The organism is Oceanicella sp. SM1341 (assembly GCF_003448965.1).
Classification (GTDB): Bacteria; Pseudomonadota; Alphaproteobacteria; order Rhodobacterales; family Rhodobacteraceae; genus Paroceanicella.
Window position 1 is genome coordinate 1 of the sequence record NZ_QRGC01000049.1, and the last position, 16623, is coordinate 16623.

The 16623-nt window shown below is 75.7% G+C and carries 14 protein-coding genes; 10 read left to right on the forward strand and 4 right to left on the reverse strand.

The annotated features are described in order from the left end of the window. Positions 1 to 80 precede the first annotated feature (80 nt). Both D3P35_RS24745 and D3P35_RS24750 read right to left on the reverse strand, forming a co-directional pair. Complete coding sequence (locus D3P35_RS24745) at positions 81 to 926, reverse strand: WecB/TagA/CpsF family glycosyltransferase (protein ID WP_118138611.1); 846 nt, start codon at positions 924 to 926, stop codon at positions 81 to 83. Between the two features lie 284 nt (positions 927 to 1210). After that, positions 1211 to 2506, reverse strand: a complete 1296-nt coding sequence (locus D3P35_RS24750) for an O-antigen ligase (protein ID WP_118138612.1) — start codon at positions 2504 to 2506, stop codon at positions 1211 to 1213. A gap of 257 nt (positions 2507 to 2763) precedes the next feature. Here D3P35_RS24750 and D3P35_RS24755 point away from each other — a divergent pair, with 257 nt between their 5' ends. From D3P35_RS24755 to D3P35_RS24795, 9 genes are all read left to right on the forward strand, one after another. Further along, positions 2764 to 3738 (forward strand): glycosyltransferase family 2 protein, encoded by a 975-nt coding sequence (locus tag D3P35_RS24755; protein ID WP_118138613.1) that lies wholly within the window; start codon positions 2764 to 2766, stop codon positions 3736 to 3738. Next, entirely contained in the window at positions 3735 to 4856 is a 1122-nt protein-coding gene (locus D3P35_RS24760) for a glycosyltransferase family 4 protein (RefSeq protein ID WP_118138614.1), read from the forward strand. The genes D3P35_RS24755 and D3P35_RS24760 overlap by 4 nt, the downstream gene beginning before the upstream one ends. Positions 4857 to 4995: 139 nt before the next feature. Continuing rightward, entirely contained in the window at positions 4996 to 6189 is a 1194-nt protein-coding gene (locus tag D3P35_RS24765) for a glycosyltransferase family 4 protein (RefSeq protein WP_118138615.1), read from the forward strand. Continuing rightward, positions 6186 to 7676, forward strand: a complete 1491-nt coding sequence (locus tag D3P35_RS24770; RefSeq protein WP_118138616.1) for a hypothetical protein — start codon at positions 6186 to 6188, stop codon at positions 7674 to 7676. The genes D3P35_RS24765 and D3P35_RS24770 overlap by 4 nt, the downstream gene beginning before the upstream one ends. Before the next feature lie 548 nt (positions 7677 to 8224). Continuing rightward, positions 8225 to 8737, forward strand: a complete 513-nt coding sequence (locus tag D3P35_RS24775; RefSeq protein WP_118138617.1) for an acyltransferase — start codon at positions 8225 to 8227, stop codon at positions 8735 to 8737. Continuing rightward, positions 8734 to 9753 (forward strand): Gfo/Idh/MocA family protein, encoded by a 1020-nt coding sequence (locus tag D3P35_RS24780; RefSeq protein ID WP_118138618.1) that lies wholly within the window; start codon positions 8734 to 8736, stop codon positions 9751 to 9753. Before D3P35_RS24775 ends, D3P35_RS24780 begins: the two co-directional genes overlap by 4 nt. Beyond that, positions 9753 to 10865 (forward strand): DegT/DnrJ/EryC1/StrS aminotransferase family protein, encoded by a 1113-nt coding sequence (locus D3P35_RS24785; RefSeq protein WP_157982313.1) that lies wholly within the window; start codon positions 9753 to 9755, stop codon positions 10863 to 10865. Before D3P35_RS24780 ends, D3P35_RS24785 begins: the two co-directional genes overlap by 1 nt. A gap of 24 nt (positions 10866 to 10889) precedes the next feature. Continuing rightward, complete coding sequence (locus D3P35_RS24790) at positions 10890 to 11888, forward strand: SDR family NAD(P)-dependent oxidoreductase (protein WP_118138620.1); 999 nt, start codon at positions 10890 to 10892, stop codon at positions 11886 to 11888. An 8-nt stretch (positions 11889 to 11896) separates the two neighbouring features. Continuing rightward, on the forward strand, positions 11897 to 13051 hold the full coding sequence (locus D3P35_RS24795; RefSeq protein WP_118138621.1) for a DegT/DnrJ/EryC1/StrS aminotransferase family protein: 1155 nt from the start codon (positions 11897 to 11899) through the stop codon (positions 13049 to 13051). A gap of 180 nt (positions 13052 to 13231) precedes the next feature. Here the strand turns inward: D3P35_RS24795 and D3P35_RS24800 are convergent, their stop codons facing one another. Further along, a complete protein-coding gene (locus D3P35_RS24800; protein WP_118138622.1) occupies positions 13232 to 13855 on the reverse strand; it encodes a NeuD/PglB/VioB family sugar acetyltransferase in 624 nt (207 codons plus the stop codon). 358 nt (positions 13856 to 14213) lie between these two features. Between D3P35_RS24800 and D3P35_RS24805 the strand changes: the two genes are divergently transcribed. Beyond that, positions 14214 to 14981: a response regulator transcription factor gene (locus D3P35_RS24805; protein ID WP_118138623.1), complete on the forward strand. Its 768-nt coding sequence runs from the start codon at positions 14214 to 14216 to the stop codon at positions 14979 to 14981. A gap of 85 nt (positions 14982 to 15066) precedes the next feature. Here D3P35_RS24805 and D3P35_RS24810 read toward each other — a convergent pair whose 3' ends face one another. Beyond that, the gene (locus D3P35_RS24810; protein WP_232830626.1) at positions 15067 to 16527 is read right to left on the reverse strand and encodes an oligosaccharide flippase family protein; all 1461 of its coding nucleotides are present in this window, start codon (positions 16525 to 16527) and stop codon (positions 15067 to 15069) included. Positions 16528 to 16623 lie beyond the last annotated feature (96 nt).

Consider the following 16623-nt stretch of genomic DNA (forward strand, 5'->3'; position numbering starts at 1 on the left):
CGCGGCGGCGCGGCCGCCGGGCCGGGCCGCGGCGCGGGACCGTGCCGCCCCCGTCATCGCGCTGTCGGGACCCGGGACCGTCACCTGTCCGCCTCCCCGCCCGCGGCGCGGCTCTCCGGCCCGGGGAAGCGCACCAGCCCGGCCCGGGCCGCGGCCTCGAGCAGCAGGTAGCGCGGCACCACGCGGGCGTAGCGCCGCCACAGCCGCCGGGGCTCGGAGCACAGCCGGTAGGCCCATTCGAGCCCGTGGCGCTGCAGCAGTGCCGGGGCCTGCGGCTTCAGCCCGGCGTGAAAGTCGAAGGCGGCGCCCACGCCGAGCAGCATCGGCGCCTCCAGCCGCGGGCGCATCGCGGCCATCCAGCGGTCCTGCTTCGGGGTGGAGAGCCCCACCCAGACGATATCGGCCCGCGCCGCATTGATACGCACGGCGGTCTCCTCCTCCTCCCCTGCGGTGAGGGCGCGGAAGGGCGGCGCGAAGCAGCCGGCGACAAGGGCCCCGGGAAAGCGCGTTTCCAGCCGCGCGGCGAGCCGGCGGAGCGTCTCCGGCGTGGTGCCGTAGAGATAGTGCCGCAGGCCGCGCGGCTGGCCGCGGCGGAACAGCTCCAGCATCATGTCGGGCCCGTAGACCCGGCCGCTCTGCGCATGGCCGGCCCGGCGCAGCGCCCAGACCAGCGGCATGCCGTCCGGCACCACGAGATGGGCACGGTCGAAGACCTCGCGCAGCGCGGGGTCGGAGCGGCAGTCCACCGCCGCATGGGCGCCCGCGAAGCAGACATAGCCGCGCCGCCCCGCCTCGACCGCCGCGAGGATGGCATCGGCCGCGGTGCCCAGGTTCACCGCCGAGACATGCATGCCCAGCACGTTGGCCCCGGCCGCGCGGAAGGCGGGCGGAGCCGTGCCGGCAGGGTCGGTGAGGCCCGTGTCCATGGTGTCGCTTGCTCCCTCGCGCCGGGTCTTTCCCGTCCTCCGCCCCGTGCGGGGGGTCGGGTGGCGCCTGCTCCAGCGTTGCGGCAAGTCGGGCGCGGCGCGAACATGGCCTTTCGATGCCCCGGCGGCGGCGATGGTGCGGCCGTGGGCGGCGCGCGGGTGCGAAAGGGGGTCCCGCGCGGCGCCCGGGCCCCCGATCGGCTGCCTTCGCGCGCAAGGGTGCCTCCCTTCGGCCATCGGCGGGGGCGGAGGCGGGGAGCGGAAACGGGGCGGGGACGCGGTGCTCAGCCTGGCGGCCGGACGCTGCCGCGGTGGAGCGAGAACATGGTGAGCGCGGCGGTCAGCAGGATCCACAGCAGGTCGTTCTGGATCAGCAGGCTGCTCTCGGTGAGGTTGATCGACAGCACCATGCCCGGCAGCACGTTGAGCCAGAGCCAGCCCTCCTCCGGCCGGGCGCAGTGCAGCGCCGCGCCCTGGCGCAGACCGCGCAGCAGGGCCAGCGCCAGCAGCGCCACCCCCGGCAGGCCGAAGCTCAGGAACACCTCGCGCCAGCCGCTGTGCGCGTTCGGCGCCGCCCAGCCCACCGCGGCCCAGATGCGCCACAGCGCCTCGTTGCCGGGGGTCCAGAAGGCCTCGTAGCCGTAGCCGGTCCAGAACCGGGCGAGGATTTCGGGCGCGAGCTCGTGCCAGAGCGGGATGCGCCCGGTGAGCGTGGCATCCTTGCCGATCGCCTCCAGGAAGGGCACCAGCGAAAAGCTGAGCCAGGCCAGCAGCGCGGCCACCACCTGCACCACCACCAGAACCAGCAGGATGCGCGCCAGCCCCCGCCACCGCGCCAGCAGCGCATAGACCCCGGCGAGCCCGAGCGCCATCCCCGCCGAGAGCAGCGCCGTGGCCGATTGCGACAGCACGAGGCAGGCGAGCGCCGGCCCGAGCAGGAGGAGCCCGCCGCGGCGCAGGGCGCGGTCGGGGTCGAGCAGCAGCGCCGCGGCCAGCATCGCGCCCAGGCAGGCCATCCGCCCCAGCCCGTTCTTGTGGGTGAAGGCGCCGCGCAGGGCGGTCTCTGCGGGCATGCGGCCCAGCTCGGGCGCCAGGGCGGCCAGCAGCAGGCTCGCGGCGAGGCACAGTCCCGCCACGAGGCCGACCAGCACCAGCAGCTGGCGCGGGCCGAAGCGCATCGCCAGCAGGTAGCCCAGCAGCATCGAGGCCAGCAGCCCCACTGCCCGGCGCAGGGAAACCGAAGGGCTGATGGACCAGAGCACCGAGACGAAGGGCAGCGCCATGAGCAGCAGCAGCGGCAGGTTGCCCGGCAGCGCCCGCCACAGGAACAGGCGGCGATGCCGCCACAGCAGCACCGCCGTGACCAGGTAGGCCGGCAGTGCCACCAGGCGCAGCTGCGCCATCTGCTGCGCGCTCAGCGCCCCGGCGGGGCCCATCACCAGCAGCGGCAGCACCGCCTCCGACAACAGGAACAGCGCCAGCCCGCCACCCCACCATTCGAAACCGCGCCAGGACAGGCACAGCCCTCCGGCCGCCGGCCCGGGCCGGCCCGCTGTGCCGGGTTGCGTCGTGTCGGTCATCCTCGCCCTCCCGCGGCGCGGAGGCTGGCGGCGTGCGCCCCCGCCCCCCGATTGGCCGATGCCGCGCAGGGCGGGGCAACCGCCCGGATCGGCCGGCCGGCCGCCCCCGGGGGCCGGCCGGCGCCGCCCGCCTCCTCCGAAAGGTGGCGGCGGCGGCGGAAAGGATGCCCCCCGCCCCCCCGATTGCGCCCGCGCGCGCCCGCGCCCGCGCCGCTAGCCTCCGGCCCCGAGCCCAGGCCAGCCGCGAAAGGCCCGCGATGCCCCACAGCCCGATCAGCCTCGTGATCAACAACTACAACTACGGCGCCCAGCTCGGCCGGGCGATCGACAGCGCCCTCGCCCAGGAGCCGCCGCCGGCGGAAGTGATCGTGGTCGACGACGGCTCGACGGACGCATCCCGCGCCGTGATGGCCGGATACGGCGCGCGCATCCGCTGCATCCTGCAACCGAACCGGGGGCAGGCCGCCGCCATCAACGCCGGTGTCGCCGCCGCGCGCGCGCCGCTCATCGCCTTTCTCGACGCCGACGACTGGTGCCTGCCCGGCCGCATGGCCGCGCTCACCGCCGCCTTCGCGCGCGCGCCCGGGGCGGGGCTGGTCTACCACCGGCTCCGCCCCATGCTCCCCGACGGCACGCCCGTGCTCCGCCCCCTGCCGCGCAGCCTGTGCCGGGGCAACCTCGCGCCCCGCCTGTGGCGCACCGCGGGCGTGTGGCCCTACCCGATGACCTCGGCCCTCGCCCTGCGGCGCGAGAGCTGGGAGGCGGCAGGGCCGATCCCGGAGCGCTTCCGCATCTCCGCCGATGCCTGGATCGTCGGCATCCAGCCGCTGCTCGGCCCCGTCGTGGCGCTGCCGGAGGCGCTCGGAGCCTACCGCATCCATGCCAACGCCTGGTTCCGTGCCGAGGACGACGCGCCGATGCTGGCCCGGCGGGTGGCGCACTGGCAGGCGGTGGTGGAGGAGACCAATGCCTTTCTCGCCCGGCGCGGCGCGCCCCGGCGCCTCTCCCTCGCCGATCACTTCCCGCTGCGGCTGGCGCAGGCGCGGCTGGCGGGCGCCGGCCCGGCGGAGCGGCTGCGCCTGCTCGCCGCCGGGCTGCGCGACGCCTCCGAGCCCAACCCGCTGCGCCGGGCGCGCGACACGCTGCGCGCGGTGCGCGGCCTGCGCACCGCCCCGATGGTCGGGAGCCGCGCCCGCGGCGCCGCCGAGCCCGCGCCGGAGCCACGGGGATGAGGGTCGCCCTGCTGGCGGACCAGCCGGTCGACTATGCCATCGCCTTCGCCAACGGGCTGGCGCCGCATGCCCGGGTCACGCTCATCGCCGCCGAGAGCCGCTACGCGCCGCTGCGCCGCTGGATCGACCCCGCGGTCGAGCTGCGCCTGGTCGACTGGCCGCGCCACCGCAGCCTGCGCAATCCGGCCTTCCTGTGGCGCCTCACCCGCACGGTGCGGACCGTCCGGCCGGAGCTGCTGCACCTGCTGTCGAACACCGCCCTGTGGCTGAACCTCGCCATGCCGCTGTGGCGCGGGCTGCCGCTGCTCACCACCATCCACGACATCGCCACGCATCCCGGCGACCGGGACACCGCCACGCTGCCGGCCTGGGCGCCGCGGCTGATGGTGCGGCTCTCGCCCGACGTGGTGGTGCACGGGCCTTCGCTGGCGCGGCTGGCGGTGCAGCGCTTCGCCAAGAGCCCGGAGCGGGTGCACGTGCTCCAGCACCCCGCCATCCGCCGCTACGCCGAGCTCGCGCACACGGGCGCGAGCGCGGGCGGTCCGGGCGCGCCGGAGCTGCCGGAGACGGGCGGAAACGGCTTTCGCCTGCTGCTCTTCGGGCGCATCTTCGCCTACAAGGGGCTCGACCTTCTGGTGGAGGCGGAGCGCCTGCTCGGCCCGCGCATACCCGGCCTCGCCATCACCGTGGCCGGGCGGGGCGACGACCCGGGCGCGCTGCGCCCGCGCATGGGCACGCCCGGGCGCTACGACATCCGCAACCGCTTCATCCCCGATGCGGAGGTCGCCCGGCTCTTCGCCGCGGCGGATGCGGTGGTGCTGCCCTACGCCGAGGGGTCGCAGAGCGGGGTGCTGCACGTGGCGGCGACCTTCGGCAAGCCCCTGGTGGCCACCGACGTGGGCGAGCTGGGCGCCACGGTGGCGCGGAACCGGCTGGGCCTCGTGGTGCCGCCGGGCCGGGCCGACGCGCTGGCAGCCGCCCTCGCCACCCTGGCGGAGGACCGGATGCTGCGCGCCGAGCTGGGGGCCAATGCCCTCGCCTGGTCGCGCGGGGCCAACGCGCCCGAGACCGTGGGGCGGCAGGCGCTGGCGCTCTACCGCGAGATCCTCCGCAGATGAGCGCGGCGACGCGCCCCGAAGGGGGCAAGAGGCCACCGAATGGGGGCGCCGCACCCCCGTGCAGCCGATTGCCGGGGGCCGGCCGGGACGGCCACAATGGATGGCGCGTGCCCCCCGGGCCCTGCCCTCCAGGTGAGAGATGACAGACACAGGCACCTCCCCCACCCCCTCCCCCTCCCCCCCGATCGACGTCTGCCACTACGTCGCCGGCGGCGCCGAGCACGGGGGCGGCATCGGGCGGCTCGTGGGCTACGTGATGGCGGCGCAGCCCCCGGGGGCCGCCGGGCGCCACCGCCTGCGCGACACCCGCGGCCCGTGCTGGCGGCCGCTGGGCTCCGGGCTGCGGCTCGCGGCAGCGGCGGCCGGCCTGCTGGCAGCGCGGGTCACCGCGCCCGGGCGCCTGCATCACCTGCACGTCGCCGGCCGGGGAAGCACGGCGCGCAAGCTGCTTCTCTGCGCCCTGGCCCGGCGGCTCGGCTCCCGCCACCTCCTGCACCTGCACGACTACGACTATGCCGCCGATTTCGCCCGCCGCCCGCCCTGGCAGCAGGCGGCGGTGCGCGCCATGTTCCGCGGCGCGGAGGCGGTGATCGTCCTGGGAGAGCGCGACCGCGCCACCGCGATCGCGGTGCTGGGCGTCCGGCCCGACCGTGTGCACGTGCTGCGCAACTGCGTGCCCGATCCGGGCCCTCCCCCGCAGGCGGCCCGGGGGGAGGCCGGGCCGGGGCTGCCGCCCCGCCCGGTCACCCTGCTGTTCCTCGGCCGGCTGGAGGCGCGCAAGGGCGTGCCCGAGCTGATCGAGGCGCTGGCCTCGCCCCGGATGGCGGCCTGCGCGGCCGCGCCGGGCTGGCGCGCCGTGCTCTCGGGGGACGGGCCCGTCGCCGCCCTCCGGGACGAGGCGGAGCGGCTCGGCCTCGGGGAGCGGGTCCGCTTCACCGGGTGGCTGGATGCCGCGGAGGTGCGCCGGCTCTGCGCCGCCGCCGACATCCTGGTGCTGCCCTCCCGCGCCGAGGGCATGGCGATGGCGGTGCTCGAGGGGCTCTCGCACGGGCTCGCGGTGGTCACCACCCGGGTGGGGGCGCATGACGAGGTGCTGCGCGACGGCGAGACCTGCGCCTTCGTGCCGGTCGGCGATGCCGGCGCGCTGGCGGACCGGCTCTCCCGCCTCGTCGCCGATGCGCAGGAGCGCCGGCGGCTCGGGCGGGCGGGCCGGGCGCTCTTCGAGCGCGAGTTCGGCATCACGGCCTACGCGGAGCGGCTGCGGTGCCTGCATGCCGGGCTGGCCCGGCCGCCGGCCCGCGTCCCGCGCGCGCCCGCGCGCGATGCCGCATGACCGCCCGGATCACACCGCCCCGGCCGCAGGGGCAGGCGCGGCTCGATCTCTCGGCCCCGCCCGGGCTGCCCCCCGCGCCCGAGCCCTACGACGGCCATCGCCTGCTGGGGCTGGTGCGCGCGCGGCTCGGCTTCATCCTGGTGATGACGGCGCTGCTGAGCGGCCTTGCCGTGCCGCTCGTTCTCAGCACCGAGCCGCGCTACCGTGCCTCGGCGCGGGTGCTGATCCACGGGCCGCTGGCGCGGGAGCTGTCGCTGGGCACCGGCACCGGCACGCCGGGCCCCGACGTCGGCCTCGAGGTGGAGCGCCTGCGCGACCGCGACACCGCCGTGGCGATGATCGGCGCGCTCGGCCTCGAGACACGGGAGGAGTTCAACCCCGCGCTGCGGGTGCCCTCGCCGCCCGAGGCGCTGCTGGACGGGCTCGTTGCCCGGCTGCCGCTGCGGCTGCGCCCGGCCGCGCGGGGCGGCGAAGCCCCGAGCCCGCTCGACCGGGTGATCGCGAATTTCGACGCGGCGCTCGGCCTCGACAGGCAGGGAAGCACCGGGGTGGTGAGCATCTCATTCACCTCGCGCGACCCCGGGCTGGCCGCCGCCTCGGCAAACGCGCTCGGCGAGGTCTACCAGCGGCTGCGCAACGACCGCTGGCGCGCGAGGATCGACGGCGCGCGGGACTGGCTGGCCACGCGCATCGCCGCGCAGCGCGCGCGGGTCGACGCGGCCGCGGCGGCGCTGCGCGACTTCGAGGAAGGCGCGGGGGAGGCCGCTCCGGCCGGGCAGGAGCAGGAGCTGCAGGCGCTCGCCCTGCGGCTGTCGGCCCTGCGCGAGGCCAGGGCCGGCCTGCGCACCGAGCGCGCTGCGGCGGCCGCCGCCGCCACGAGCGGGGCCGTCGCGCCAAGGGGCGAGCCGGCCGAGATCACCGCGCTGCGCGGTGAGCTGGAGGCCCAGCAGCGCCGGCTCGACACCCTCGCCCGCACCTATGGCGAGAACTACGCCGAGGTGACCGGGACCCGCGCCGCCGCCGCGGCCACGCGCGCAGCCCTCCGGGAGGCGCTCGACGCGCGCGGCGAGCTGCTGGCCCGCCAGGACGAGGCGCTGGCCGCCCAGGAGGCCGACACCCGGACCGAGCTCGCCGCCGCGCGCAGCCGCCTCGCCCGCGCCGGGGCGGCCTCGACGGTGCGCGACGGGCTGGCCGCCGCCGTGGAGGCCGAGAGCGTGACCCTGCGCCAGCTCGAGGCCCAGCGCGCCACGCTCGACGGCGAGGCCGCCCTGCCGGCGGTGGAGGTGGAGGTGCTGCAGCCGGCCACCGTGCCGCTGCGGCCCTCGGGACAGAGCCGCAAGGTGCTGCTGGCGATGGCGGTCCTGGCCGCCGGCGTGTTCTCCGTCACGCTCGCGGCCCTCCGGGAGATGCACGCGGCCCGCCGCAGGCCGCAGCCCTCCCCGGAGGGCGCACACGGGAACGGACAGCCCGTGCCGGCCCGCTCCTGACACCGCTCCCGGCCGCGCCGCGCGGCAGGCCCGCGCGCGGGCATGCCGGTCACGCAGCGGCGCTGCCCGCGAACCCCGGCCGCGCCGGGGCGCACCACCGCTGCCGGCGGGGGGGTGGACCCGCATGTATTCCCGCCCGGCCCGGCGCGCCGCGGCGCCGCCACGCCGCACCGGCGGTGCGCCCCGACTCGCACGGCACAGGCCCCCGCCGGCCTGGCCTGCCAGCCCCGCGGCAGGAGGAAGGGGCGCCACGCCCCCCGCCGGCTCCGGCCCCGCCGGACCGCGACACGCCGCATCCTCCGCCGGCACGACGTGCGGCCGCGATCGCCGCTGCCCCGCCGGTCAGACCCGCGCGCCTGGCGGACCCGGCCCCCCCCGGGGGCATCGCGATCAAAGGGACGCGGCATCGTCCATTCGGGGGCCCTTCGGCCATGGCCTACGCCTAAGTGCTCCGTCGCCCCGGCGCGGACATGGCCCTAGCCTCGGCCCGGAACCGGACCCACCCGGCCGCGCGCCCGCCGCGCGGCCCACCCGATGCGGAGGCCCAAGTGCCCGTCACCAACTGTCGCATAGCGCCGGGGGCGAGGATCACCCATCCCGAATTGGTCAACCTCTACGGCTGCGAGATCGGCGAGGAGAGCCGCGTCGGCCCCTTCGTCGAGATCCAGTCCGGCTGCCGGGTGGGGGCGCGCTGCAAGGTCTCCTCGCACGCCTTCCTCTGCGAGGGGGTGCGCCTGGAGGACGGGGTGTTCATCGGCCACGGCGTGATGTTCACCAACGACCGCTACCCCGCCAGCGTCACCCCCGAGGGCGCGCTGAAGGGGCCCGACGACTGGGAGTGCGAGCCCACCCACGTGGGCGCGGGGGCGGCCATCGGCTCGAACGCCACCATCCTGTGCGGGCTGCGCATCGGCGCCGGCGCGCTGGTGGGCGCCGGCGCGGTGGTGACGCGCGACGTGGCGCCGGGCACGGTGGTGGCCGGGGTGCCGGCCCGCCCGATCGGCGCGCGGCGGGAGGGCGACACCCCGCTCTCCGCCCGGCTGCGCGAGGTGCTGCGATGATCCGCATCGGCATCGCCGGCTACGGCTACTGGGGCCCGAACCTCGCCCGCGCCACGGCGGAGACCGGCCTCGCCCGGGTGGAGATGATTGCCGACCGCGACCCGGAGGCCCTGCGCCGCGCCGCCCAGCGCCACCCCGAGGCCCGCCTCACCCAGGACATCGCCGCGATGATCGCCGACCCGGCGGTGGACGCGGTGATGATCGCCACGCCCGTGCACACGCATCACGAGCTCGCCCTCGCCGCACTGATGGCGGCCAAGCACGTGCTGGTGGAAAAGCCCATGGCCGACACCGCCGCCCGCGCCGCCCGGCTGGTGGAGGAGGCGGCGCGCCGCGCCCTCGTGCTGCAGGTCGACCACACCTTCATCCACACCCCGGCCGTGCAGGCCATCGCCCGGCTGATCGGGGCGGGCGAGCTGGGCGAGATCTACTACTACGATTCCACCCGGGTGAACCTCGGGCTGTTCCAGCGCGACGTGAGCGTGGTCTGGGACCTCGCGGTGCATGACTTCGCCATCCTCGACCACCTGCTGGGCGCCGCACCGGTGGCGATCTCGGCGAGCTCGGCCGGCTTCCTCACCGACAGCCCGGAGAACATGGCCCATCTCACCGTCTACTACGACAGCGGCGCCATGGCGCATCTCAACGTGAACTGGCTCGCCCCGGTGAAGATCCGCCAGACACTGATCGGCGGCAGCCGGCGCATGGTGATCTACGACGACATGCAGACCAGCGAGAAGGTGAAGGTCTACGACCGCGGCGCGAGCTGCGGCACCAACCCGCTCGACCGCCGGGTGTCCTACCGGCTGGGCGACATGCACGCCCCCGCCCTCTCCTCCAAGGAAGCGCTGCTGAGCGGCATCGAGGATTTCCTCGGCTGCATCGACACCGGCCGCCGCCCGGTGACCGACGGCGAGAGCGGGCTGCGCGTGGTGCGCATGCTCGAGGCAGCCACCCTCTCGAGCCGCATGCGCGGCATCCCGGTGGACATCGGCACCCTGAAGGAGGCGTCGTGATGGAGTTTCTCGACCTGCGCGGCCAGCACGCCGGGCTGGCGGAGGAGATGGAGGCGGCGGTGCTCGCCACCCTGCGCGGCGGCGCCTATGTGCTCGGCGCGCCGGTGGAGGCCTTCGAGACCGCCTTCGCGGGGTACTGCGGCGCGCAGCATGCGGTGGCGGTGAGCTCGGGCACCGCGGCGCTGCACCTCGCCCTGCTCGCCGCCGGCATCGGGCCGGGGGACGAGGTGATCACCGTGCCCTCGACCTTCGTGGCCACGGTGGCGGCCATCCTCTACACCGGCGCGCGCCCGGTGCTGGTCGACATCGACCCCGTGACCTGGACCATGGACCCCGCCCGGCTCGCCGCCGCCATCGCCCCCCGCACCCGCGCCATCCTGCCGGTGCACCTGCACGGGCGGCTGGCCGACATGGAGGCGATCTGCGCCATCGCCGCCGCCCATGGCCTCACGGTGATCGAGGACGCCGCCCAGGCGCATGGCGCGCGCCGCGGCCGGCACGCGGGCTGCTTCGGCGCCATGGGCTGCTTCAGCTTCTACCCGGGCAAGAACCTCGGCGCCGCCGGCGAGGGCGGCGCAGTGATCACCGATGACGCCGGGCTCGCCGAGCGCCTGCGCTGCCTGCGCGACTGGGGCCAGGCCGGCAAGGGCAACCACGTGATGCAGGGCTACAACTACCGCATGGACGCGCTCCAGGGCGCGGTGCTGGGCGTGAAGCTGCCCCGGCTCGAGGCCTGGAACGCCGCCCGCCGCGCGGTGGCAAATGCCTATGACGCAGGCCTCGGGGCGCATGTGCCGCGGGCGCGGGGTCCCTTCGGCGCGGACCATTCCTGCCATGTCTACGCCATCGCCACGCCGGAGCGGGCACGGCTCTCCGCCGCCCTCGCCGCTGCAGGGGTGCCCACGGGCGCGCATTACGCCCGGCCGGTGCACCTCCAGCCCGCCTACGCGGCCCTCGGCTACGGGCCCGGCGCCTTCCCGGTGGCCGAGGGGTTTGCGCAGACCACGCTCTCGCTGCCTATCCACCCCACGCTGACCGACGAGGAGCTGCGCGATGTCATCCTCGCGGTGAACGCCTGCACCGCCGCCGCCGCCGCGAAGATCCCCGCCTGATCCTCCCGCCTGAAGGAACAGAACATGCCCCCTTCCCTCCCCCCCATCGCCGCCGGCCGCGTGCTGGTGACCGGCGGCGCCGGCTTCATCGGCTCGCATATCGTCGACCTGCTGCTCGCCGGCGGCTGCCGCGAGGTGGTGGTGGTCGACAACATGGTGCGCGGCCGGCCGGAAAACCTGCGCGCCCACCGGGCGAACCCGCGCCTCACCCTCGTGGAGGGTGACATCCGCGACAGCGCCCTGATGGCCGCACAGGTGGCGGGCTGCGACCTCGTCTTCCACCAGGCCGCCCTGCGCATCACCCATTGCGCGAGCGACCCCGACGCCGCGATGGAGGTGATGGTGGGCGCCACCTACGAGCTGCTGCAGCTCTGCCGCAAGGAGCGGGTGGGCCGGGTGGTGATGGCCTCCTCCGCCTCGGTCTACGGCATGGCGGCGGCCTTCCCCACCACCGAGGCCGAGCCCGCCTGGCCCAACCGCACGCTCTACGGCGCGGCCAAGGCCTTCGGCGAGGGGCTGCTGCGCAGCTTCAACGACATGTACGGGCTGCCCTGCGTCGCCCTGCGCTACTTCAACGCCTACGGTCCGCGCATGGACATCCACGGCCGCTACACCGAGGTGATGGTGCGCTGGATGGAGCGGCTGGCAGCCGGCGAGCCGCCGATCGTCTTCGGCGACGGGCTGCAGACCATGGACATGATCCATGTGCGCGACATCGCGCGGGCCAACATCCTCGCCGCCACGGCGCCGGTGCAGGACGCGGTGTTCAACGTGGGCAGCGGCACCGAGACCTCGCTGCTGGAGCTGGCCGAAGCCCTCGCCCGCGGCATGGGCCGGCCCGACCTCGTGCCCGAGCATGCGCCCGAGCGGGCGGTAAACCCGGTGCCGCGCCGCCTCGCCTGCACCCGCGCGGCCGGGGAGGCGCTGGGCTTCCGCGCCGAGGTGCCGCTGGAGGAGGGGCTCTCCGAGCTCATCGCCTGGTGGCGCGCCGAGAAGGCCCCGCACACGGTGGCCGCGCAATGAGCGCCCCGATGATCCAGATCGCCCGCCCCCTGCTGGGCGAGGCCGAGGCCGAGGCGGCGCGCGAGGCGGTGCTCTCGGGCTGGGTGTCGCAGGGGCCGGCCGTGGCGGCCTTCGAGGCGGAATTCGCCCGCCTCACCGGGGCTGCGCATGCCTGCGCCGTGTCCAACTGCACCACGGCGCTGCACCTCGCCCTGCTCGGCCTCGGCATCGGGCCGGGAGACGAGGTGATCACGGTGAGCCATTCCTTCATCGCCGCGGCGAATGCCATCCGGCAATGCGGCGCGATGCCGGTCTTCGTCGACATCGAGGAGGGCGGCTACAACATCGACCCCGAGGCCATCGCCCCGGCCATCACCCCGCGCAGCCGCGCGCTGCTCGTGGTCCACCAGGTGGGCATGCCCTGCGACATGGCGGCGGTGATGCGCGTGGCGCGCGCCCACGGCCTGCCGGTGATCGAGGACGCCGCCTGCGCCATCGGCGCGGAAATCCGCACACCCGAGGGCTGGCAGCCGGTGGGCGCGCCGATCGGCGACGTGGCCTGCTTCTCCTTCCACCCGCGCAAGGTGATCACCACCGGCGAGGGCGGCATGCTCACCACCGCCGACCCCGCGCTCGACGCCCGCTTTCGCCTGTGGCGCCAGCACGGCATGAGCCTGCCCGACACCCTGCGCCACGCGAGCGACCGGGTGCTGTTCGAGACCTACCCCGAGCGCGGCTTCAACTACCGCATGACCGACGTGCAGGCCGCCGTGGGCCGCGCGCAGCTCACCCGCCTGCCCGGCATCATCGCCGCCCGCCGCGCCCTCGCCGCCCGCTACGGCGCGCTGCTCGCCGCCGTGCCGGGCGTCACCGCCCCCGCGGAGCCGGACTGGGCGCGCTCGAACTGGCAGAGCTATGCCGTGCGCCTCGCCCCCGGGCTCGACCAGCGCGCGGTGATGCAGAGCCTGCTCGACCGGGGCATCGCCAGCCGCCGCGGCATCATGTGCGCGCATCTCGAGCCGGCGCAGGCCGACGTGCCCCTGCCCCGGCCGCTGCCGCGCTCGGAGGCGGCGCGGGACCGCGCGGTGCTGCTGCCGCTCTACGCCCAGATGACCGGGGAGGAGCAGGACCGCGTGGTGGAGGCCCTAGCCGCCGCCGTCGCCGCAGGTGCCGTGCCGGCCTGAGCCCCGGCGGGGCGGGCCTTTCGCCCCCCTGCCCGGGGCCTCCGCTGTCACCCGCCGGGACTGCGTGGAGGGGCACGGGCCCGCCCCTCCGGCGCTCCGGACCGGCCGGCGCGGGCCGCCGGCAGGACCGCCGGCGCCACCCGGCGCGGCCGGGCGCGGCCCGGCATCGCCCGCGGGCCTTCAGCGCGGCCGGGCCGGGTTTCCGGCCACCACGCTGCAGGCCGCCACGGGCCGCACCACGTTCGCAGCCATCCCGACCAGTGCGCCCGCGCCGATCTCGATGCCGTCGCGCAGCGAGGCGGCGCTGCCGATATAGCAGCCCTGCCCCACCCGGCAGCGCCCCGCCACGGTGACATTCGCCCCCAGCAGGCTGAAATCGCCGATCTCGCTGTCATGGTGCACCACGGTATTGGGCAGCACCATCACGTGGTCGCCGATGCGTGCCCCCGGGCCCACCACCACATTCGCGAAGAGCACGGCGCCCCGCCCCAGCCACGCCAGCCGCGAGACCACCGCGGTGGGGTGCACCAGCCGCGCCCAGCGCCCGGGCGGCAGGCCGAGCCCCGAGATCAGCGCACCGCGGCGGCGGAACGACCGCTCCGAGCCGACCATCACCACCACCTGCGCGGACGGATAGTCCGCCAGCGCGGCGATCGGCCGGATCGGGATGCCCTCGAAGCGGGTGTCGCGCAGCGCCGGCGCATCGTCGAGGAAGGCGGCGATGCGGTATCCCGCCTCAAGCATGTCGAGCGCCTCCAGCGCGTTGCCGCTGAACCCGACGACGACGATCTCCGGCCTGTCCATTTCCACACCCCCGACCCCGCGAGGCATCCCTGCCCGCCCGGCCATCCTGGCACCCGGCAGGCCGGAAGTCCCGCCCCGCCGCCCGGCGCATTCGGGCAGCCCGGGCCCGAAACCGGCCCGCCCCGCGCCCCGACGGATGCAGTGAGTCGCGCGAATACATCCTAACTGGCAAATAAATCGTCCGGGAATACTCCTAAAACGACTTTTATTCATCCTTCGTTGACAGCCATCAATTTCCAGACCGGTCCGAAGGAGAAAATAGAGTGCCGGACAGTGAATTCGGCCCCTCCGCAACAGCGCCCGGGCGCCCGCCGCGGGGGAGAAACCCAGATGAGCGAATTACGAGGTGAGGAATATTATGAAACACATTGCACACCAGATGCCCGGAGAGCGGGCGCAGGCCACGCCGGGCCGGTCGTCGGACCGCTTCGCCGAGGCCGATCCGCCGCGGGACCTGCGCAGCGCGCGGCAGGACCGGGTTCTCTCCATCATCGACGGCCGCCGGCTGGAGCGCGCCTGCCTGGTCCACTGCCTCGAGCAGCTCAGCGATGAGATCCTCGTGGCGGGCTACGACAGTCCGGACAGCTGGCAGGCCGCACAGCGCCCCGGCACCGGGCGCGAGGTCATCCTCTACGCGCTCGGCGGGCGGGCCATCACCGGCAGTTCCGCGCGCGCCGAACTCTCCCGCCTCGTGCAGGCGGCCGATCCGACGCCGGTGATCGTGCTCGCCGCAACCGATGACCTGGAGACGATGCTCGCCGCGCTCGACTGCGGCGCCGTCGGTTTCTTCCCGCCGGACGTCAAGCTCGAGACCCTCATCGAGGGCACCTGCATCACCGCCGCGGGGGGGATCTTCCTGCCGCGCGACAGCCTGCCTTCGCTGCGCGAGGCCATCGCGGCGCGCCCGGCGCCGCGCAGCGGGCTGGAGGCCCGGTTCACCGACCGCCAGCTCGCCGTGGCCCGCGCCCTGCAGCGCGGGGCGGCGAACAAGACCATCGCCTACGAGCTGAACCTGTGCGAGAGCACGGTGAAGGTGCATATCCGCAAGATCATGCGCGCGCTCAACGCGACCAACCGCACCCAGGCGGCCTTCAAGCTCAACGCCATGTCGCGCGAGGAGGACTGACAGCGGAAGCGGGCGGCGGAGAACAAGGGGCGGGAAACAGGGGCCGGGGAACAGAAGGCGGGGAACAAGGGGGCGAGAGCGCTGCTCAGCGCGCCCGGCCCGGCGCCCGCACCACGGCCCGGAGCCGCGCCATGGCTGTGCCGATCTCCGCCCCCAGCGGATGATCGGTGAGGCGCAACCCCGCGAGCCAGCCCAGGGCCGCGCCGATCAGCGCGAGGCCCAGCGCGACGGGGCCGGCCGCGGCACCGGCCGGCGCGAGCAGCATAACCGCCAGCGGCAGCGCCGCCGCGCAGGCCGCGACGACGCCCCCCCGCAGCAGCAGCCCGCCCAGTGCGGCCCAGGCGAAGGGCAGCTGCCGCCGGATCAGCAGCAGCGTGACCCCGACCTGCAGCGGCCCGGTGAGAAACAGGCTCGCCGCCACCGCCATCAGCCCCCAGCGCGCCGCCAGCGCCATCAGCGCCATGGACAGCGGCAGGGTGAGGAGGCTCGCCCGGGCCATGTCGCGCACGCGCCCCAGCGCCACCAGCACCGGGAAGGCCATGTAGCCGGGAAACAGCGTGAGCGAGGCCAGCGCCACCACCCGCACCAGCGGCACCACGCCGGCCCATTGCGGGCCCAGCAGCAGCTCCACCACCGGCCCGGCCAGCACCGCGAGGCACAGCAGCGCCGGCCAGTGCAGCGCGCAGGTCAGCGACAGGCCCAGCAGGTAGGCGTCGGCAAGGCGCTCGCGGTCCCCCGCCTCGCGCGCAAGGGCCGGCAGCACCACCGGCTGCACCGCGCTCAGCACCAGCTTTTCGGGCATCTGCGACAGCGAGACCGCCCGGGTGAACAATCCCACCGCGGCAAAGCCCAGCAGACGGCCGAGGATGAGCCGCGGAAACAACTCGCAGGCGAGGCCCAGCAGGGTCACCACGCTCGACCACGCCCCGAAGGCCAGCACCCGGCGCCACTCGGCCAGGCAGGGCCGGAACACCCAGGGTTCGGGCCGGGTGACGACGGCGCCCAGCGCGGTGGCGAACGAGGCCAGCACCGAGGCCCAGACCAGGCTCTGCGCCCCGAACCCCGCCAGCACCAGCCCGACGGAGGCGAGCGCGCCCGCGAAGGCCACCGTGACGCTGATCCGCGCCACGGCGCCGAAGCGCAGTTCGCGCCGCAGCAGCGCCAGCAGCGGCGTGCCGAAGGGCGCGAAGGCAAAGGCGGTGGTGGCGATGCGGATCATCCCGGCCAGCCGCGCATCGCCGTAGAAGCCGGCGATGGCGGGTGCGAGCGCCCAGATGCCGCCGCCCAGCAGCGCCGAGAGCAGCAGCATCACCGTGAAGGTGGTGCGCACCAGCGCGGGGCTGGGCGCGGGCGCCTGGATGATGCAGGCGGCCACCCCGAAATCCCGCACCGTCTCGACCAGCAGCACCACGGTGATCGCCACCACGAAGAGCCCGACCTCGGCCGGGCCCAGCACGCGCGAGACCACGGCCATCGTGACCAGCGACATCACCGTGCCGGCGGTCCTGTCGGCAAGGGCGAAGGCCAGCGAGCGGCGGACGCTCACGATGCACCCCGCCGCCACCGCGCGGCGCGGCGCAGCCGCGCGAGCAGCGGCCCGGCGGGGCCGGCAAGCGCCGCGCGCCCCGCCCGCCGCCAGAGG